Here is a 19,356-nt window from a genome sequence, read left to right on the forward strand (position 1 = left end):
AAAAGAGAAGCATCATGAACAATACCAATGCAGATACTATCAAGCAGCTTATCGCCGCACTCATGGCCTGGCTTAGCAAAAGTTTTGATAAGACGGCAACATGGGTCACTCAATTATCCTGGTGGAAATTTTTCTTGTTTGCCATCATTGCCATCGTGGCAGGCAGCATGCTGCAAGATTTGCTATTTACTGCCGAAGAAAATGTAGTCATCACCAGGAACAGCTCACCTGGCAAAGCCAAAAAAACCAGCAAGATTACTGACGGTGAAACCAACATAGAAATCGATGACACCGGGCTGCGCATCCACAAAAACAATGCTGAAGGCCGCGGCAAGCAAATCGAGATCGATGAGAGTGGTATACATGTCCGCACGGATGGCAAAACTGCAGCTACCGCAGCAACAGCCCCTCCAGTACCACCAGCAGAACCGAATGCAACAGGCGAGGTACCTACGCCACCCAAACCTCCTTCCATCAATGAGAGGGATGATATCCACATCAAGTTACCAGCAGAGGTTGCCCAAAAAATTAGCGAAGGTATCAATGATGCTGTCGCCGATGCAGCTGATGAAGAAGTGCGCAGTTTTAAGCGCACATCCTCAAAATGGTTTGCCAACTTTGTCGTCTTGCTGGTAGTTTGCCTGTTTGGCATGAAAGCCCTGATGAGTGGAAAAGTGCGCGCCGAAGAGAAGGCCAAAGAAGCTGGCATGGCCGCTGAACGTGAATCCTTGTTGCGCCAGGTCAGTGAAGCGCAAATGCAGATGATGCAAGCCCAGGTTGAACCACATTTTCTGTTCAACACCCTGGCTTCGGTTGAGCACCTGATAGAAACTGATCCACCGCGTGCCGCTGCCATGCAACGCAGCCTGATTGCTTACTTGCGCGCTGTCTTGCCGCAAATGCGAGAAAATGCCAGTGTCACCAATCTGGGACGTGAAGCTGACATGATCAAGTCTTATCTGGAATTGCTGAAAATGCGTATGGAAGAAAGATTGAATGTCGATTTCATTATGCCCGAAGGCTTGCGCAGTGCGTCCTTCCCGCCGATGATGTTGCAGTCACTGGTAGAAAATGCCATTAAACATGGCCTGGAATGCAAGGCAGAAGGTGGCACCATACACTTCCTTGCCGAGGTTGCGCATAACAAACTGCGCGTCTCTGTACGTGACGATGGGCTGGGATTTGGTGCCATGCCCAGCAATGGCACTGGACTGGGCCTGCAAAATATACGTGAACGCCTGAAATTGATTTATAAAGAAAAGGGACAAATGATCATTACTCCCAATCAACCTAGCGGTGTTTGCGTTACTATAGAAATCCCTTACGAATTAGCCAACTAGATTTCAATTTCGCTGACCATGCCTACTGCCATAATTGCTGATGATGAAAGACTGATGCGCGACCAGTTAAAGTCGCGCCTGGAACAAGTGTGGCCAGAACTGGAAATACTCGATGAAGCCAAGAACGGTGAAGAAGCCGTTGCACTGGTAGAGACACATAAGCCTGACCTGGCTTTCCTGGATATACGCATGCCAGTCAAGACCGGTCTGGAAGCAGCCAAGGAGATAGGCAATAAGGCACATATCGTTTTCATCACAGCCTATGATCAATATGCCATACAGGCTTTTGACCATGGTGCTGTCGATTATGTCTTGAAACCTGCCGATGTAGAAAGACTGACGCGCACGGTTGACAGGCTAAAGACCAGACTAAGCGCCCAAAGCCAGCCCAATGACATGAGCAGCATGCTCTCGCAACTGGCCAAACAAATGGGGATTGCCGCCAAGCCCAATTACCTGCAGTGGATACAGGCATCCATAGGCCAGGAGTTGCGCCTGATACCGGTAGAAGAGATTTTGTTTTTTCAGTCCGATGAAAAATATACTCGTGTACAAACAGCATCTTATGAAGCTCTGATACGCAAACCAGTACGCGACCTGGCGGATGAACTGGACCCTGCCCTGTTCTGGCAAATCCATAGGTCAACACTGGTAAATGCCAAGGCCATTTCCGGTGTGGTGCGCGATCTGCGTGGCCGCCATCTTGTGCAGATCAAGGGCTTGACCGAAAAACTTGAAGTCAGTCGCAGCTTTGTTCATTTATTTAAACAAATGTAAACACCCGGCAGCAGAACTTGCAAGCAATAAAAAAGCGCCTCATGAATCGAGGCGCTTTTTTTCATGCAGTCAGAGATTACAGAATCTGCTTACCTATCCACCACGCAATCGCAGCGACAAAAGCAGATGCAGGTATCGTCAGGATCCATGCCCAAACGATATTGCCTGCCACACCCCAGCGCACCGCTGACATTTTCTGGGCAGAACCTACACCGACGATGGCACCGGTAATAGTATGCGTGGTCGACACTGGCACACCCAGTACGGTCGCCATGATCAGGGTAATTGCACCACCCGTTTCAGCACAAAAACCGCCTACAGGTTTGAGTTTGGTGATTTTCTGGCCCATGGTTTTCACGATGCGCCAGCCACCGAACAAAGTCCCCAGGCCTATCGCTGCATAGCAGGAATAAACGACCCAGCTTGGTGGTCCTTTGTCAGCCTCGCTGGAGTAACCAGCAGCAATCAAGAGCATCCAGATAATACCCATGGTTTTTTGTGCATCATTGCCGCCATGCCCCAGACTGAATACCGAAGCTGAAATCAATTGTAGGCGACGGAACCATTTATCCACTTTCCTTGGCGTCGATTTAACGAATAACCACGATACGATGAGCATCATCACCGAGCCCAGGAGAAATCCCAGCAATGGTGACAAGACGATAAACAAAATGATTTTGTAGAGACCCGCAGCAATCAAGGCACCGGTCCCTTCTTTTGCTACTGCAGCACCAATCAAACCGCCGATCAAGGCATGTGAAGACGAGGAAGGAATACCAAAATACCAGGTCACCAGGTTCCAGAATATCGCCCCTACCAGAGCACCAAAGATGACATAGTGATCCACAATGACTGGATCAATAGTACCCTTGCCTATGGTTTTCGCCACTGACAGATTAAAAACAAAAAACGCAAAGACATTGAATAAGGCAGCCATGGCCACTGCCTGACTAGGCTTCAATACCCCCGTAGAAACAACGGTTGCGATCGCATTGGCGGCATCATGGAAGCCGTTCATGAAATCAAATAACAATGCCAGCACCACCAATAAGATGACGACGTGCAGGCTCATATGTAAGGATTGCATAAAAGTGAATTCCCTTGTTCGCTCTCTGCATTGACAGAGAACTGTTAAGCGTCAATTAAGCGTCAAAATAAAAAAGTCAGACGCTTAAGCGTTCTCAACAATAATGCCTTCTATGATATTGGCAACATCTTCGCAACGATCTGTCACTGTTTCCAGTATTTCGTAAATCGCTTTGAGTTTGATCAGGTTACGAACATCAGGTTCATCGCGGAACAATTTGGACATGGCAGCACGCATGACATGGTCAGCATCCGATTCCAGGCGATCGATTTCCTCGCACAAGGCCAGGATTTCACGGGAGTTATCCATGTTGTGCAACAAGGCAACCGCAGCTTTGACTTTCTCAGCACAGCCCAGGCATAGTTCTGCCAGACGCTTGGCTTCTGGCGTGATTTCGCGGATATCGTACAGGGAGATAGTCTGGCCAGCATCTTCCAGCAAGTCCAGAATATCATCCATGCGCGTGATCAATTTATGAATGTCATCACGGTCCAGGGGAGTGATGAAAGTTTTGTGCAACAGCTCTATCGTATTGTAGGTGACAGTATCTGCCTGCTTTTCTATGCTCTCGATGGCGTGAACACGGATCTCCAGATCATCAAAGTTTGTCATCAAGGCAACCATTTCCTTGGAGCCTTTGACACATAACTCTGCATGTTGATTGAAGAGTTCAAAAAATTTGCCCTCGGTGGGCATCAAGCGTCCAAACATTTTATTCTCACTGAAAATATAAGATTTCTAGAATTGCCCAGGCAAGCGCGTGCAATCAAGCATGCCTGGCAACACTGTTCTACTTTTTTTAAGTCTTGATTTACTACTTTGCGTCTACCCACCAACACCAGCATTTTTGCTTAGAACCTGCTTACGATCTTAGAATTATTCACTATCACCGTAAATCGACAGGGAACCAACATAGTTGTCGAACTTGGTATATTCACCCAGGAAAGTCAGGCGCACACTACCGATAGGACCATTACGCTGCTTACCAATTATGATTTCTGCAGTACCTTTATCAGGCGAATCCGGGTTATACACCTGGTCACGATAAATAAACATGATGACGTCAGCATCCTGCTCAATCGCACCAGATTCGCGCAAGTCAGACATGACGGGGCGTTTATTTGGTCTTTGCTCCAGCGAGCGATTCAACTGGGACAAGGCAATCACAGGGCAATGTAGTTCTTTTGCCAGGCCCTTCAAGTTTCGGGAAATCTCGGAAATCTCGGTCGCACGGTTTTCACCAGCAGAGTTGGCTGACATCAATTGCAAGTAATCGACGATCACCAGGCCCAGCTTGCCACACTGACGCGCCAGGCGACGCGAACGGGCACGCAATTCTATGGAACTCAGCGCCGGCGTTTCATCGATATACAATTGTGCTTCATTCATCTTTTGAATGGCATGCGTCAGGCGTGGCCAGTCTTCGTCGGTCAATTTACCGACACGCAGGCGACTTTGGTCCAAACGCCCTACCGAGCCCAGCATACGCATGGCCAGCTGAGCTCCACCCATCTCCATGGAGAACACAGCGACTGGCAAGCCGCTGTCTATGGCCACGTTCTCTCCGATGTTCAGGGAGAAGGCTGTCTTACCCATGGATGGACGACCGGCAACAATCACCAGATCACCAGGTTGCAAGCCTGAAGTCATTTTATCCAGATCGGCAAAACCAGTAGGTACACCAGTAATATCATTTTGATTATCACGGTTATACAGCTCGTCAATACGTTCGACCACTTGTGTCAGCAAGGGTTGAATAGCCTGGAAACCCTGGGCACCACGTGCGCCCTCTTCGGCAATCGCGAAAATCTTGGACTCAGCCTCGTCCAGCATTTGCTTGACTTCTTTACCCTGGGGATTAAAGGCATTGCCGGAAATTTCATCTGCAACCGTAATCAGTTTGCGCAACACGCCACGGTCACGCACGATTTCTGCGTAGCGACGAATGTTGGCGGCTGAGGGAGTATTTTGTGCCAATGCATTCAAGTAGGTCAGGCCACCGGCATCTTCTGCCTTGCCTGTGCTCGTCAGCGCCTCAAAGACGGTAATGACGTCAGCCGGACGAGAACTATTGATGAGCTTGACCATGCACTGGAAGATAATCCTGTGGTCATAACGATAAAAATCTTCTTCGCCAATAAAGTCAGCGATACGGTCCCAGGCCGCGTTATCCAGCAATAGACCACCCAGAACAGATTGCTCTGCTTCTATGGAATGGGGAGGGACGCGTAGAGCGTCAACTTGAGGATCAGAACCAGCTTTCATGGCGCGCATTATAACCGTTAAATCAAACTACCAGAGGGTTCAAATTACGAGAAATTGGCGAGTTTGTGACAAGTTTGTGACAAACAGGTAAATCGGGCGATATTTCCCCCAAACATGAAAAAAGCCGGGAATTCCCGGCTTTTTTCCAGCAATTTGTAAAAAACAAATTACGCGTGTTCGCCCACTACTGCAACGTTAACGTCAACTACAACGTCAGTGTGCAAAGCAACGGAAACACTGTGTTCGCCAGCGATCTTCAACGGACCTTGTGGCAAACGTACTTGTGCTTTTTCTAAAGCGAAACCTTGTTTAGTCAGGGCTTCAGCGATATCAGCATTAGTAACGGAACCGAACAAACGGCCATCCACACCAGCTTTTTGTGTAATTTGTACGGTCAGACCGGACAGTTTTTCGCCTTGAGCTTGAGCTGCTGCCAATTTGGCGGCTGCTGCTTTTTCCAGTTCAGCGCGTTTTGCTTCGAATTCAGCAACTGCAGCTGTCGTAGCACGACGAGCCATACGTTGTGGAATCAAAAAGTTACGTGCATAGCCGTCTTTAACGCGAACTACATCACCCAGATTGCCGAGATTAACGACTTTATCCAACAGAATAACTTGCATATTTTTCTCCTTTACCTTGTCGTCAATTACGCTGTGTGCAAATCAGTGTATGGCAGCAACGCGAGGTAACGTGCACGTTTGATTGCAGTGTCAACTTGACGTTGATACAGCGCTTTTGTACCGGTCAAACGTGCTGGCATGATTTTGCCGTTTTCTTGCACGAAATCTTTCAGTGTGTCGATGTCTTTGTAGTCAACTTTTTCTACATGTGCTGCTGTGAAGCGGCAGAATTTTTTGCGCTTGAACAAAGGGTTTTGTTGTTGACGCTTTTGCTTCAATTTGCTTTTGTCGAATTTTTTACCGAATGCCATTTTTGGCTCCTAATCTAGTAAATGTGTCCCGAATTCAGTGACGTGAAAAACGAGACTTTTGCTATTGCGATTTTTGCGCGCTAAAAAACCGGTGAATTCCATGGGCTGTTCCAGAGCAATTTCTGTAAAACGCTGGGATATTTCACCAGCAGCCATCGCAGAAATCTCAAACTCGACCTGCCGAACTGTGTTCGCCTCACGAGTTTCTGAACTATGCATCAAGGTAGCAGAAGCTATCGGGATACCGGCCGGGGTGTAGCGCAATGCACTTTTTTCCACAATCCGGGCTACGAGCTTCAGCTGATTCACTATTTTTTTACGCGACCTTTGTCAATTATTAAGCAGCAGGCGCTTCAACACGTTGCGCTTTTGCAGCATCTTCTTTCTGAACAGCTTTCATCATAGGAGAAGGTGTTGTTTCTGCTTTTTTCAATTTGACTGTCAGGTGACGCAAAACAGCATCATTGAATTTAAATGCTGTTTCCAACTCGAGCAGAGTTTCAGCATCGCATTCGATGTTCAAGCAAACATAGTGTGCTTTTGCCAATTTTTGAATCATGTAAGCCAATTGACGACGGCCCCAGTCTTCAACGCGATGGATTTGACCACCACGGGCTACAACACTTGCCTTGTAGCGCTCGATCATTGCAGGAACTTGCTCGCTCTGATCTGGATGTACGATAAATACGATTTCATAATGACGCATATATTCTCCTTGTGGACAATAAAATAGCCCGCCTCGGCGTCAAGACGAGTGCGGGAAGAGGAAAGCCGATAATAATAACCCAGTTTTTCATATTGATCAATTAGATCAGTGGCTTAGCTAAGTTATAGGCCGTTTTTCCATTGATAGTGAGGTATTTTTTCACATTTACTGGCGATCTCAGGGATTTTGACTTGCATATTCAGCTTTACTGTATAAAAATACAGACTGCTTGTATATACAGCACCTTAACACTAGAAAACGCCATGCTCAAACTCACTTCCCGCCAGGAACAAATCCTGAACCTGATTAAAGACGCCATTCAAAACACGGGCTTTCCCCCTACCCGTGCCGAGATTGCGACAGAACTGGGGTTCCGCTCAACCAATGCGGCAGAAGAACATCTGCAAGCCCTGGCACGCAAAGGCGTCATTGAAATTGCAGCAGGCACTTCACGCGGCATACGCCTGCTGGAGTCAGAGTTGTCCAGCCATATCACGGGCAAGCAACTGACCTTGCCCCACCCAGCCCTATTGCAGCTTGCCCTGCCACTGGTTGGCCGCGTTGCCGCTGGCTCGCCGATACTGGCCAGTGAACATATAGAATCCACTTACCATGTAGACCCAGCCCTGTTCTCTGCCAAACCAGACTTCTTGCTCAAGGTACGCGGGATGTCCATGCGTGATGCGGGCATACTGGATGGCGACTTACTCGCAGTAAAAAAAGCCGACAGTGCTCGCAATGGCCAGATCGTAGTTGCACGCCTGGGTGATGACGTGACCGTCAAGCGCTATAAGAAGACCGGCAGTTTGATAGAGCTGATGCCGGAAAATCCGGATTACCCTGTCATCAAGATTGGTGATACGGAAGAAGATTTCGCGCTGGAAGGCCTGGCTGTTGGCCTCATGCGCAACTGGGTTTGAGGTCAGCCCGGGCGTGATTTTACCCTCTCGTTTACGTCACGCCCGGGCAGCATCTCAAGCTGATATCTCAAGCTGATATCTCAAACTTACGTGTTTCTGCCCGCCGGCAAGCCTTTCCTGCATCCTCTCTGCCCCTCCCAATAAGCACCAGCCCTTTGAGTGATTAAAAAGCGAGAGACATAAAAAAAACGTCCGGATTTTCCGGACGTTTTTCATTTCAGAGCAACAAGCTGTTGCCTCAGAAACTTAGTGCTTAACAACCGTCGTATCTGCAGGAGTTTCCGTAGTCGCTGCAGCCGGCGTTGCAGCGGCTACAGGAACAGGCTCATCCACCAAAGGAACAGGCTGGGTTTCCAATGCGATTTCCAGAACCTTGTCTATCCACCTGACCGGGATAATTTCCAGCTTGTTTTTGACATTGTCCGGGATCTCAGTCAGATCCTTGGCATTTTCCTCAGGTATCAACACAGTCTTGATACCGCCACGGTGAGCCGCCAGTAATTTCTCTTTCAAGCCACCGATAGGCAATACTTCACCACGCAAAGTGATCTCACCTGTCATGGCGACATCAGCACGCACTGGAATACCAGTAAAAACTGACACCAAGGCCGTGGTCATGGCGATACCAGCAGACGGGCCATCTTTTGGTGTAGCGCCTTCAGGTACGTGGATATGGATATCACTCTTCTCGAACACATCTGCCTTGATACCCAGACGCTTGGCGCGGCTGCGTACCACTGTGCGGGCTGCCTCGATCGATTCTTTCATGACATCGCCCAGAGTACCAGTACGGATAACGCCACCTTTACCTGGCATGGCTACCGCTTCTATGGTCAGCAAATCGCCGCCCACTTCCGTCCAGGCCAAACCGACTACCTGACCAATCTGGTTATCCTTGACTGCAACGCCAAAGTCATAGCGACGCACACCCAGATATTTATCCAGGTTCTTGGAATTAACCGTGGCTTTTTTCTCGGTCTTTTTCAACAAGAGCATTTTCACGACCTTGCGACAAATCTTGGAGATTTCCCTTTCCAGCGAACGCACGCCAGCTTCACGTGTGTAATAGCGAATGATGTCGCGCAAAGCACTTTCTGCCACCGTGATCTCGCCCTCTTTCAAACCATTGTTCTTGATTTGCTTAGGCAGCAGATAACGTTGTGCAATGCTGGTTTTTTCATCTTCGGTATAACCTGAGAGACGTATCACTTCCATCCTGTCCAGCAAGGCTGGCGGGATATTGTAGGAGTTGGACGTCGCCACAAACATCACATCGGACAGATCAAAATCAACTTCAATATAGTGATCCGAGAAAGTATGATTTTGCTCAGGGTCCAGGACCTCCAGCAAGGCAGATGATGGGTCGCCACGGAAATCAGCACCCATTTTGTCCACTTCATCCAGCAGGAACAAAGGATTGCGCACGCCGACCTTGGACAGGCTTTGCAAAATCTTGCCTGGCATGGAGCCTATGTAAGTACGGCGATGGCCACGGATTTCTGCCTCATCACGCACACCACCCAAGGCCATACGTACAAACTTGCGATTTGTTGCACGGGCGATGGACTGCCCCAGCGAGGTTTTACCCACGCCTGGAGGACCTACCAGACACAGGATAGGTGCTTTCAGCTTGTCAACGCGCTGTTGCACTGCAAGATATTCCAGAATGCGCTCTTTGACCTTATCCAGGCCAAAGTGTTCGTCTTCCAATACTTTTTCAGCATTCGTCAAATCATTATTGACCTTGGATTTTTTCTTCCATGGCAAATTGACGATGGTGTCGATGTAATTGCGTACGACAGTTGCCTCTGCCGACATAGGCGACATCATCTTGAGTTTTTTCAACTCATTCTGTGCTTTGTCGCGGGCTTCTTTAGGCATTTTGGCGGCCAGGATTTTTTTCTCCAGTTCGTCAATATCAGCGCCCTCTTCACCCTCGCCCAGCTCTTTCTGTATCGCCTTGACTTGCTCGTTCAGGTAATACTCGCGCTGGGATTTTTCCATCTGGCGCTTGACGCGACCACGGATGCGCTTTTCAACCTGCAGGATATCGAGCTCGCCTTCGAGCTGGCCCAGCAAGTGTTCAAGACGCTTGGCCACACTGAAAATTTCCAGGATGACTTGCTTTTGTTCCAGTTTCAAAGGCAGGTGCGCAGCGATAGTATCAGCCAGGCGACCAGCATCATCAATGCCGGACAGGGATGCCAGGATTTCTGGTGGAATTTTTTTGTTCAGTTTGACGTATTGGTCAAATTGCTGAACGATGGCACGACGCATCGCCTCTACTTCCGATTCGTCACCTTCGTCAACGGCGATAGGTGTCAAGTCAGCAAAGAAATGCGATTCAGAGTCATGGATCTTGCTGATGCGCGCACGTTGCGCACCTTCGACCAGTACCTTGACAGTACCGTCGGGCAATTTCAGCATTTGCAGGATATTGGCAATACAGCCAATTTCATAAATGTCATCTGCCGAAGGTTCGTCCTTGGCAGCAGCTTTCTGGGCAGCAAGCATGATGCTCTTGCCTTGATCCATGGCAGCTTCAAGGGCTTTGATGGATTTGGGGCGTCCCACAAACAGAGGGATTACCATGTGCGGGAATACAACAACATCACGCAGTGGCAATAACGGCAATTGGGTTTGTTCGGTAATCAGAGTAGTCGTCATGGCGCACCTTTCATAAATACTGGTTAACAATGTTGGCGCACTGGGCGGAAACACAAGCCCATTCTGGAAAAAAACAATAAAAAAAGCCACTCAGAGAGCTTCCCCGGGTAGCTTTACGAATGAAGCCAGAATCGTTTTGTTAAACCATTGTACTTCGAATCAATTTAAAACAAGGCAAAATAAATAAAAAATGGAGAGCAAGCTCTCCATTTTCTTTTACTTCATGGCAAACAATGCCATCAGGCACCAGCTACCTTGGGTTGCTCATGGTAAATCAGCAAGGGTTTTGCACCATTGGTGATGGTACCCTCGTCAATCACTACCTTCTCCACATTTTGGTGGCTAGGCAAGTCGTACATGACATCCAGTAAAGCGTGCTCAAGAATGGAACGCAGGCCACGGGCACCTGTTTTGCGGGCAATCGCCTTCTTGGCGATCGCTTGCAGGGCTGCAGGGCGGATTTCCAGTTCAGTACCTTCCATCTCCAGCAATTTGGCATATTGCTTGATCAGCGCATTTTTAGGCTCAACCAGAATTTGGATCAAGGCGGCTTCATCCAGCTCATTCAAGGTGGCAATCACAGGCAGACGGCCAACCAATTCAGGAATCAGACCAAACTTGATCAAATCTTGTGGCTCAGCATCTTGCATGACTTCGCTGGCGCTCTTTTCTGCCTGACTCTTGACGCTGGCAGAGAAACCTATGCCACTGCGCTCAGAACGGTCAGAAATGATCTTGGCCAGGCCATCAAACGCGCCACCACAGATGAACATGATGTTGGTGGTATCAATCTGGATGAAATCCTGGTTGGGATGCTTGCGGCCACCCTGGGGCGGCACAGAAGCCATGGTGCCTTCAACCAGTTTCAGTAAAGCCTGTTGCACACCTTCGCCAGAAACATCACGGGTGATCGAAGGATTATCGGATTTACGGGAAATCTTGTCGATCTCATCGATATAAACGATCCCTTTTTGTGCGCGCTCAACTTCATAATTGCAATTTTGCAGCAATTTTTGAATGATGTTTTCCACGTCTTCACCAACATAACCCGCTTCAGTCAGGGTAGTCGCATCGGCGATGACGAAAGGTACATTCAACATGCGTGCCAGCGTTTGCGCAAGCAGGGTCTTGCCTGAACCGGTAGGACCAACCAGCAAGATATTACTCTTGGCCAGTTCGACATCGTCTTTTTTACCCAGGTGCTTGAGGCGTTTGTAATGGTTATATACCGCTACTGCCAGGATGCGCTTGGCATTGAGCTGACCAATGACGTATTGATCCAGCAAATCAGTGATTTCCTGGGGCGTAGGCAATTCTGTTTTTGCACTGGCAATATTATCAATTTCGGACACTTCGTCACGAATGATGTCATTGCACAAATCTATGCACTCATCACAGATAAATACGGATGGCCCTGCTATTAATTTCTTAACCTCATGCTGACTCTTGCCGCAAAACGAGCAATAGAGCAACTTTTCTCCGCTGGAGGATTTTTTATCGGGCATGATACGTATATAAAATAAACAAAATTAATCTATAAAACTGGTGATTAAGCTGTGACCAGACCAGATATTAATTGGGTCTTGCCTGCGCAAAATTCAACACAAATTTCCTCAGCTTCTTGGACTTGCATATTACCTGCAAAAACGGCTTTCGTCATGACATCAATATGCAACAATGGGAGCAATGAGACATTATAGAACAGAATAAAAAAACGCCCGGACCATCACGGAACAGGCGTTCTTTTTTTACAAGCTACTTGGACAGGTGCTTAAGATAACTAATTAAGCGCGATGCGCCAGCACCTTATCGATCAGGCCATATTCTGCGGCAGCATCTGCCGACATGAAATTGTCACGGTCGGTATCTTTAGAGATTTGCTCCAGGCTACGACCAGTTTTTTCTGCCAGGATGCCATTTAAACGTTCGCGCAAATACAGGATTTCGCGCGCCTGGATTTCGATATCAGATGCCTGGCCTTGAGCGCCGCCCAGAGGTTGGTGAATCATGATACGTGAATTTGGCAGGGAGAAACGCTTACCTTTTGCACCCGCAGCCAGCAAGAAAGCACCCATGGATGCCGCCAGGCCAGTACAGAGTGTAGACACATCAGGCTTGATGAACTGCATGGTGTCATAAATGGCCATGCCAGCAGACACCGAACCGCCCGGAGAATTAATGTAGAGTGAAATATCCTTGTCAGGATTTTCACTTTCCAAAAACAGCAATTGTGCCACGATGAGGTTGGCAGCCTGGTCATTGACCGGGCCAACCAGGAAAATCACACGTTCCTTGAGCAAGCGGGAATAGATGTCGTAAGCACGCTCACCTCTACCGCTTTGCTCAATCACCATAGGCACCATGCCCAGCATGTTTGTGTCCAGTGCCGAATTACGGATGATGCCTGTCATGTGTTTTCCTTTATTTGTTACGCTTGTGCGTTGTTACCCATCAATTCGTCGAAAGGCAGAACCTTGTCTGTGACTTTCGCTTTACCAAGCACATAGTTAACGACGTTTTCTTCTAATACAAGGGCTTCAACTTCAGCCAGACGGTTGCGATCGCTGAAATAATATTTAACGACTTGTTGCGGATCTTCGTAGCTTTGTGCAAAATCTTCAACTTGCGCCTTGATTTGCTCAGTTGTCGCCTGCAGGCTGTTAGCCTTGACCAGTTCAGCCAGGATCAAGCCCAGGCGAACACGACGTTCAGCTTGTGCATTGAACAAATCAGCTGGGAAAGGTACGTCTTTAACGTTCATGCCGCGTTGCGCCATGTCCTGACGTGTCATTTCTGCCAGACGCTCGCCGTCTTGTGCAACCAGAGTCTTAGGTACGTCGAACGCCACTACCTTGACCAGGGCGTCCATAACGCTTTCTTTAGTCTTGGCTTTAACGCGACCACGTACTTCACGCTCCAGGTTTTCTTTGATGTCTGTACGCATCTTGACCAGGTCGCCGTCTTCTACGCCCAGCATTTTGGCAAATTCGGAATCAACTTCAGGCATGTGCGCCCATTCCAGTTTTGTCAAAGTGATCGTGAATTCTGCAGTTTTACCTGCAACATCCTTGCCATGGTAGTCTTCTGGGAAAGCCAATGGGAAAGTCTTGGATTCGCCAACTTTCAAACCGATAGTTGCTGTTTCAAACTCAGGCAGCATGCGGCCTTCGCCCAATACAAATGCAAAACCGTCAGCTTTACCACCAGCAAATTCGACGCCGTCGATCTTGCCAACGAAATCTACAGTAGCGCGGTCGCCATTTTGTGCGGACTGGTCTGCACCACCGTCACCATGCGCGCCCTGCTCACCTTTAACGTGGAAATGTACGCGTTGCTTGCGCAGGATATCGATGGTTTTATCGATTTCAGCATCAGTCACGTCAGACTTGACTTGCTCTACTTCTGCAGCAGACAGGTCGCCAACTGTGATTTCTGGATACACTTCAAAAGTTGCATCAAATGCCAAGCTGCCTTCAGCCACGTCTGATCCAGACTTTGGCTCTATGCTTGGATAACCAGCAACACGCAATTTGTTTTCATTTGCAGCAGCAGCAAAAGCCTGACCGACTTTGTCGTTCAGCACTTCTGTTTCTACTTGATAGCCGTATTGCGCAGCTACCATTTTCATAGGTACTTTACCAGGACGGAAACCAGGCGCTTTTGCTGTGCGCGCGCGTTGTTTCAAACGCTTTTCCACTTCCGATTGCACATCAGCGACCGGGAAGGAAATCGTCAAGCGGCGTTCCAATTTATCTAAAGTTTCGACTGCAGTTGCCATGAAAATCGTCCAAATAGTAAAAATTCTGTGGTGCGAGGAGGGGGACTCGAACCCCCACACCATTGCTGGCGTCAGGACCTAAACCTGGTGCGTCTACCAATTTCGCCATCCTCGCGGGATGTATGTTTATGTTCACCGGCGCAATGCCGCCACACGTTGAGCACGGCCGTCACAAAAGCAAAGGGCGACCCGAAATTCAAGCGTCGCCCAAAACTGATGTATGTGGCATTACAACTCCAGCCCGATATTCTACTGGATTTTACCAGTATGTGCCTTATTTTTTTAAATACAGGCACTGCAACTATTGTTTCAAGGTGTTTTCCAAACTTTTATCCCTGTCAGCAGCACGCGCTGACAGGGATAAGGCCATCAATAGACCATGCTATACACTGGTTTTCTTGACACGGAACCAGGCAGCATACAAAGCTGGCAAGAATAACAAGGTCAAGGCTGTCGCGATAATCAAACCACCCATAATGGCAACTGCCATCGGGCCCCAGAATACCGAGCGCGACAAAGGTATCATCGCCAACACTGCAGCAGCAGCTGTCAGGATGATGGGGCGGAAACGACGTACAGCGGACTCCACGATCGCATCCCAGGGTGCAACACCCTCGCCTATGTCGTGCTCAATCTGATCAATCAAAATCACCGAGTTACGAATAATCATGCCGAACAAAGCGATCACACCGAGTTGCGCAACAAAACCAAAAGGACGTTGCAATATCAACAAGGCCATTGCCGCACCAGCCACACCCAAAGGCCCGGTCAGGAACACCAGCAAGGATCTGGAGAAGCTATGCAATTGCAACATCAGCAAGGTGAAGATGATGAAAATCACAAATGGGACATTGGCTGCAATCGATTCCTGCGCCTTGCCACTATCGGCTGCCGCACCTGCCAGCTCTATCTTATAACCTGGCAAGAGGCTGGCCCTGATCTGATCCAGCTTGGGTGAAACCTGGCTGGATACAGTTGGACCTTGTATCCCATCCACCACGTCGGACTGCACCGTCACCGCCCATTCGCGACCTTCACGCCAGACCACACCCGGCTCCCACACCAGATTAATACGTGCCACTTGGGACAAAGGCACATATTTACCACTACCAGTCGGCACATTGGCATTACCCAGCGCTTCTATGGTGGAACGTTCATCCACAGGCTGACGCACCACGATGTCGATGAGCTTATTGCCATCGCGGAACTGGCCTACGGTAGAACCGGTGAGGATAGTATTCGCGGCCCGCATGACGGATTGCGAAGTAATGCCCAGAGTACGCAATTTATCCTGGTCCAGATCAATACGCACCACTTTGACAGATTCATTCCAGTTGTCATTAACGCCAACCGTATTTGGATTGGCACGCATGACTTCTTTCACACGGTCAGCAATTTCCCTGACTTTACTTACTTCCAGGCCTGTTACGCGGAACTGCACAGGATAAGGAACTGGCGGGCCATTCGGCAAGAGCTTCACACGACCACGTACTTCAGGAAAATCCTTCTTGAAGGCTTCAATAATCTTCAAGCGCAATGCTGCACGTGCCTTCAAATCCTTGGGCAAGACCACGATTTGCGAGACGTTGGTCTGCGGAAAAATCTGATCCAGTGGCAGATAGAAACGCGGGCTACCCGTACCTACATAACTGGTGACACTTTCCACACCTTCCTGCTTTTGCATGAAAGCTTCGAATTTTTTGGCTTGCGCCTCGGTCGCCTGGAATGAAGAACCTTCTGGCAACCACAACTCCACCATCAATTCAGGACGACTGGAATCCGGGAAGAATTGCTGTTCAATAAATTTAAATCCAAATACGCCCAGCATGAACACACCCAGCGTAATGACGATAGTCGTCTTGCGCCAGGTCACGCACCAGTTTACCAATGCGCGGAAGCGCGAATAAAAAGGTGTATCGAAAATTTCATGCTCACTACCACCGCCACCAGCATGCGGCTTGACCTTCAGCAGCAAATAACCGAGATAAGGCGTGAAAATAACAGCCGCCAGCCAGGAAATCAGCAATGCCAGGGCATTCACCGAGAACATCGAGAAGGTGTACTCACCCGCAGCCGATTTAGCCAGGCCAATAGGCAAGAAGCCTGCCGCTGTAATCAAAGTACCTGTCAGCATGGGCATGGCAGTCGAGGTATAGGCAAAGGTCGCGGCATCAAAGCGCGAGAAGCCCTCCTCCATCTTCCTGACCATCATTTCTACGGCGATAATCGCATCATCGACCAGCAAACCCAGGGCAATAATCAATGCACCCAAGGATATCTTGTGCAAATCGATATCAAATATGCGCATGAACAGGAAGGTAATCGCCAACACCAGAGGTATTGTCAAACCCACCACCAGACCAGGCCAGATATCCAGGCGCAAGGGTTTGGTATGCAAACCCAATGCCAGGAAACTGACTGCCAGCACGATAATCACCGCCTCGATCAAGGTACGGATAAATTCACCAACGGAAGACTTCACGGCATCCGGCTGATTGGTCACCTGCTCCAGCGTAATACCTACTGGCAACTTGGCCTTGATTTCAGCAACATCAATTTGCAGATGCTTGCCCAGTTCAATAATATTGCCGCCCTTTTCCATGGAAATACCGAGGCCAACCACTTCTTTGCCATTGAAGCGCATCTTGTCTTGTGGCGGGTTTTTATATTCGCGTTTGACCGTCGCAAAATCACCGAGTCGGAAGCTGGTTCCATTGGCGCGCAACTGCAGGTTTTCCAACTCTTTCACTGTCATCAGCGCGCCAGAAATGCGCACTTGCAGATTATCAGTAGAGGTCGTCAACACACCTGTGGCTTCTACCCCATTTTGTGAATTGATTTGCCCTACGATGACGTCAAAAGGCACGCCCAGTTGCGAGAATTTTTTCTGAGAAAATTCAATATTGATTTTCTCGTCCTGCACGCCAAATAATTCAACCTTGGAGACCGAGGGTATGCGCAAGAATTGCTGACGCACAAAATCCGCATATTCCTTGACTTCTTCATATTTGAAGCCATCGCCGGACAAGGCAAAAATAGAGCCGTAGGTATCACCAAATTCATCATTGAAGAATGGGCCCAGTACACCAGGCGGCAAAGTCGAGCGTATATCACCGATCTTCTTGCGCACCTGGTACCAGGATTGCGCCGTATCTTTAGGCGGCGTTGATTCACGTAATTGCAGGATGATTAAAGTTTCACCTGGCTTGGAATAGCTACGTATTTTGTCTATGTAAGGCGTCTCTTGCAGCTTTTTTTCCAGCTTGTCAGTCACCTGATCGGCCATTTGCAAAGCCGTCGCACCTGGCCAGATAGCCCGCACCACCATGGCACGGAAAGTAAACGGCGGATCTTCATCCTGCCCCAGCCTGCCGTAGCTGAGTATACCGCCCAGCAAGAGCACGACCATCAGATAGCGCGTTAGCGGAATATGCTCAAGCGCCCATCTGGATAAATTGAAACCACGTGAAGAGTCGCTCATTTAGCAGCTCCTGAGACCGACGCTGCATCACTGGCAGCAGCCACTGCCTTGGCCGGCGTTGGTGCTGGTGCTGCGGCCGCAGCAGGCGCCGCCTCGACACCAAGGATAGTCACTTTTTGACCATTCTTGAGCAGGTTGGCGCCAGCTGTTACCACGACCTGGCCCGGTTTGACACCACCAGCCAGCAAAGCTTCTTCACCAGAAGAACCCGCAAGCTGCACAGGCACCAGGCGAACTACACCTGATTCAACCACCCAGACCGAAGTAGCATTTTTTTCCTGAAACAAGGCAGTCAAAGGTACTTTGATCGCATTGTTAGGATTTTTTGCATTGAAGCTGACATAGGCAGTCATGCCAAGCTGCACATCCTTATTATCACCACTGAGACTGACCTTGGCGGTATAAGTACGTGTTACTGCATCTGCTATCGGCGACAATTCACGCAGCTTACCTGGAATGGATTGACCAGGATTGGCCCACAAACGCACATTGACATCAGTCATCTGACGAATGGAATTGATTTTATCTTCAGGGATACCCACTACAACATCCAGTGCGCCCAATTGAGCTACCCGCACTACTGGCGTACCGGCCGCAACCACCTGCCCCACCTCAGCATCTATACCCGTTACCACGCCATCGACATCCGCCACCAGGCTGGTATAAGACGACTGGTTGGATTGGTTTTTATAGCCTGCCAGTGCCTGCTCATAAGTGGATTGAGCTGACTTATATGCCACTTCCTTGCCATCGAGCACTGCAGCGGCGACAAAATTCTTGGCCCGCAATTCCTGATAGCGCTTCAATTCAGCCCTGGCCAGATCGCGGTTACTCTCTGCCGCTGACAAACCTGCCTTGGCCTGAACCTGTGCCAATGCCAGGTCCTGGGGATCGAGCTGCATCAACACCTGGCCACGTTTAACCAATGTACCAGCATCCACCTTGCGTACGACAATTTTGCCTGGAACACGAAAACCCAGGCGTGACTCTATACGTGGGCGCACCTCTCCAGGCAACTCAGCATTGACATCAATATTGCTGCTCGCCAGCGTAATAGTCCTGACTGGGCGTATATCTTCAGTTTTATCGACAGGCTTGGAACAAGCTAGCAATAGTGTCGCAGATGCAAGGATGAAGGCAAATGGAGCAATACGCCTTCCAGCAAACTGCCTCGCTTGAGGGTGATTGGTAGTTTCTGGTGTTAACACAAGAGTTTCCTTTACTATGCAGGCTTTCTGGGCCGGGACAAAACGGTAAGAACTAAAAAACGATGAAATATCTTATTAACTTTTTATATTGACTGCATGCTATTATTAAGTAACTGACTTTGCGGTTAGTAATTATAGTTAAGCATCCTGTTTTTGCCAATGACTTTTCAGTCATTAAGCTTTTTCATGAAATTTA

16 protein-coding genes and 1 tRNA gene are annotated in these 19,356 nt (G+C 48.8%); 3 read left to right on the forward strand and 14 right to left on the reverse strand.

Annotation, left to right across the window (positions count from 1 at the left end; all coding sequences use genetic code 11):
* Positions 1-14: 14 nt before the first annotated feature.
* Both ACO0LF_RS13255 and ACO0LF_RS13260 read left to right on the forward strand, forming a co-directional pair.
* Positions 15-1,340, forward strand: a complete 1,326-nt coding sequence (locus ACO0LF_RS13255) for a sensor histidine kinase (protein ID WP_423014596.1) — start codon at positions 15-17, stop codon at positions 1,338-1,340.
* Between the two features lie 18 nt (positions 1,341-1,358).
* A complete protein-coding gene (locus ACO0LF_RS13260; RefSeq protein ID WP_423014598.1) occupies positions 1,359-2,117 on the forward strand; it encodes a LytR/AlgR family response regulator transcription factor in 759 nt (252 codons plus the stop codon).
* 76 nt (positions 2,118-2,193) lie between these two features.
* On the opposite strand, the gene ACO0LF_RS13265 is transcribed toward ACO0LF_RS13260, so the two are convergent.
* The 7 genes from ACO0LF_RS13265 to rpsF all read right to left on the reverse strand — a co-directional run bounded on the left by ACO0LF_RS13265 (position 2,194) and on the right by rpsF (position 7,106).
* Positions 2,194-3,204, reverse strand: a complete 1,011-nt coding sequence (locus tag ACO0LF_RS13265) for an inorganic phosphate transporter (RefSeq protein WP_423014600.1) — start codon at positions 3,202-3,204, stop codon at positions 2,194-2,196.
* An 84-nt stretch (positions 3,205-3,288) separates the two neighbouring features.
* On the reverse strand, positions 3,289-3,915 hold the full coding sequence (locus ACO0LF_RS13270) for a DUF47 domain-containing protein (RefSeq protein WP_110252962.1): 627 nt from the start codon (positions 3,913-3,915) through the stop codon (positions 3,289-3,291).
* A gap of 165 nt (positions 3,916-4,080) precedes the next feature.
* Positions 4,081-5,469, reverse strand: coding sequence for a replicative DNA helicase (locus ACO0LF_RS13275; RefSeq protein ID WP_423008596.1), 1,389 nt, complete (start codon positions 5,467-5,469; stop codon positions 4,081-4,083).
* 167 nt (positions 5,470-5,636) lie between these two features.
* Positions 5,637-6,089 carry a 50S ribosomal protein L9 gene (rplI, locus tag ACO0LF_RS13280; protein WP_423008541.1) on the reverse strand — a complete coding sequence of 151 codons (453 nt, stop codon included), beginning with the start codon at positions 6,087-6,089 and terminating at the stop codon, positions 5,637-5,639.
* 26 nt (positions 6,090-6,115) lie between these two features.
* Positions 6,116-6,400 carry a 30S ribosomal protein S18 gene (rpsR, locus tag ACO0LF_RS13285; protein WP_110252960.1) on the reverse strand — a complete coding sequence of 95 codons (285 nt, stop codon included), beginning with the start codon at positions 6,398-6,400 and terminating at the stop codon, positions 6,116-6,118.
* Positions 6,401-6,409: 9 nt separating this feature from the next.
* Positions 6,410-6,709 carry a primosomal replication protein N gene (priB, locus tag ACO0LF_RS13290; protein ID WP_423014602.1) on the reverse strand — a complete coding sequence of 100 codons (300 nt, stop codon included), beginning with the start codon at positions 6,707-6,709 and terminating at the stop codon, positions 6,410-6,412.
* A 28-nt stretch (positions 6,710-6,737) separates the two neighbouring features.
* Positions 6,738-7,106 (reverse strand): 30S ribosomal protein S6, encoded by a 369-nt coding sequence (gene rpsF / locus ACO0LF_RS13295; RefSeq protein ID WP_110252958.1) that lies wholly within the window; start codon positions 7,104-7,106, stop codon positions 6,738-6,740.
* 263 nt (positions 7,107-7,369) lie between these two features.
* On the opposite strand from rpsF, the gene lexA reads away from it, so the two are divergent.
* Positions 7,370-8,026: a transcriptional repressor LexA gene (lexA, locus tag ACO0LF_RS13300; protein ID WP_423014604.1), complete on the forward strand. Its 657-nt coding sequence runs from the start codon at positions 7,370-7,372 to the stop codon at positions 8,024-8,026.
* Positions 8,027-8,272: 246 nt separating this feature from the next.
* On the opposite strand, the gene lon is transcribed toward lexA, so the two are convergent.
* The 7 genes from lon to ACO0LF_RS13335 form a co-directional block, all read right to left on the reverse strand.
* Positions 8,273-10,693 (reverse strand): endopeptidase La, encoded by a 2,421-nt coding sequence (lon, locus tag ACO0LF_RS13305; protein ID WP_423014606.1) that lies wholly within the window; start codon positions 10,691-10,693, stop codon positions 8,273-8,275.
* Positions 10,694-10,932: 239 nt separating this feature from the next.
* Positions 10,933-12,198: an ATP-dependent Clp protease ATP-binding subunit ClpX gene (clpX, locus tag ACO0LF_RS13310; RefSeq protein ID WP_423014608.1), complete on the reverse strand. Its 1,266-nt coding sequence runs from the start codon at positions 12,196-12,198 to the stop codon at positions 10,933-10,935.
* A gap of 279 nt (positions 12,199-12,477) precedes the next feature.
* Positions 12,478-13,104 carry an ATP-dependent Clp endopeptidase proteolytic subunit ClpP gene (clpP, locus tag ACO0LF_RS13315; RefSeq protein ID WP_423014610.1) on the reverse strand — a complete coding sequence of 209 codons (627 nt, stop codon included), beginning with the start codon at positions 13,102-13,104 and terminating at the stop codon, positions 12,478-12,480.
* A 17-nt stretch (positions 13,105-13,121) separates the two neighbouring features.
* A complete protein-coding gene (tig, locus tag ACO0LF_RS13320; protein ID WP_423008530.1) occupies positions 13,122-14,471 on the reverse strand; it encodes a trigger factor in 1,350 nt (449 codons plus the stop codon).
* Between the two features lie 28 nt (positions 14,472-14,499).
* Positions 14,500-14,586 (reverse strand) — tRNA-Leu (locus ACO0LF_RS13325).
* Positions 14,587-14,853: 267 nt separating this feature from the next.
* Positions 14,854-17,952, reverse strand: coding sequence for an efflux RND transporter permease subunit (locus ACO0LF_RS13330; RefSeq protein WP_423014612.1), 3,099 nt, complete (start codon positions 17,950-17,952; stop codon positions 14,854-14,856).
* A complete protein-coding gene (locus ACO0LF_RS13335) occupies positions 17,949-19,160 on the reverse strand; it encodes an efflux RND transporter periplasmic adaptor subunit (RefSeq protein ID WP_423014614.1) in 1,212 nt (403 codons plus the stop codon). Before ACO0LF_RS13335 ends, ACO0LF_RS13330 begins: the two co-directional genes overlap by 4 nt.
* Positions 19,161-19,356 lie beyond the last annotated feature (196 nt).

The organism is Undibacterium sp. Di27W (genome assembly GCF_049340345.1).
In the GTDB taxonomy this organism is placed as follows: domain Bacteria; phylum Pseudomonadota; class Gammaproteobacteria; order Burkholderiales; family Burkholderiaceae_D; genus Undibacterium.

Coding starts and splice junctions, on each gene's coding strand:
- ACO0LF_RS13275 (WP_423008596.1), bottom strand. CDS start 5,469: ATGAAAGCTGGTTCTGATCCTCAAGTTGACGCTCTACGCGTCCCTCCC.
- rplI (WP_423008541.1), bottom strand. CDS start 6,089: ATGCAAGTTATTCTGTTGGATAAAGTCGTTAATCTCGGCAATCTGGGT.
- ACO0LF_RS13270 (WP_110252962.1), bottom strand. CDS start 3,915: ATGTTTGGACGCTTGATGCCCACCGAGGGCAAATTTTTTGAACTCTTC.
- lon (WP_423014606.1), bottom strand. CDS start 10,693: ATGACGACTACTCTGATTACCGAACAAACCCAATTGCCGTTATTGCCA.
- rpsR (WP_110252960.1), bottom strand. CDS start 6,400: ATGGCATTCGGTAAAAAATTCGACAAAAGCAAATTGAAGCAAAAGCGT.
- clpP (WP_423014610.1), bottom strand. CDS start 13,104: ATGACAGGCATCATCCGTAATTCGGCACTGGACACAAACATGCTGGGC.
- ACO0LF_RS13330 (WP_423014612.1), bottom strand. CDS start 17,952: ATGAGCGACTCTTCACGTGGTTTCAATTTATCCAGATGGGCGCTTGAG.
- lexA (WP_423014604.1), top strand. CDS start 7,370: ATGCTCAAACTCACTTCCCGCCAGGAACAAATCCTGAACCTGATTAAA.
- clpX (WP_423014608.1), bottom strand. CDS start 12,198: ATGCCCGATAAAAAATCCTCCAGCGGAGAAAAGTTGCTCTATTGCTCG.
- ACO0LF_RS13260 (WP_423014598.1), top strand. CDS start 1,359: ATGCCTACTGCCATAATTGCTGATGATGAAAGACTGATGCGCGACCAG.
- tig (WP_423008530.1), bottom strand. CDS start 14,471: ATGGCAACTGCAGTCGAAACTTTAGATAAATTGGAACGCCGCTTGACG.
- ACO0LF_RS13255 (WP_423014596.1), top strand. CDS start 15: ATGAACAATACCAATGCAGATACTATCAAGCAGCTTATCGCCGCACTC.
- rpsF (WP_110252958.1), bottom strand. CDS start 7,106: ATGCGTCATTATGAAATCGTATTTATCGTACATCCAGATCAGAGCGAG.
- ACO0LF_RS13265 (WP_423014600.1), bottom strand. CDS start 3,204: ATGCAATCCTTACATATGAGCCTGCACGTCGTCATCTTATTGGTGGTG.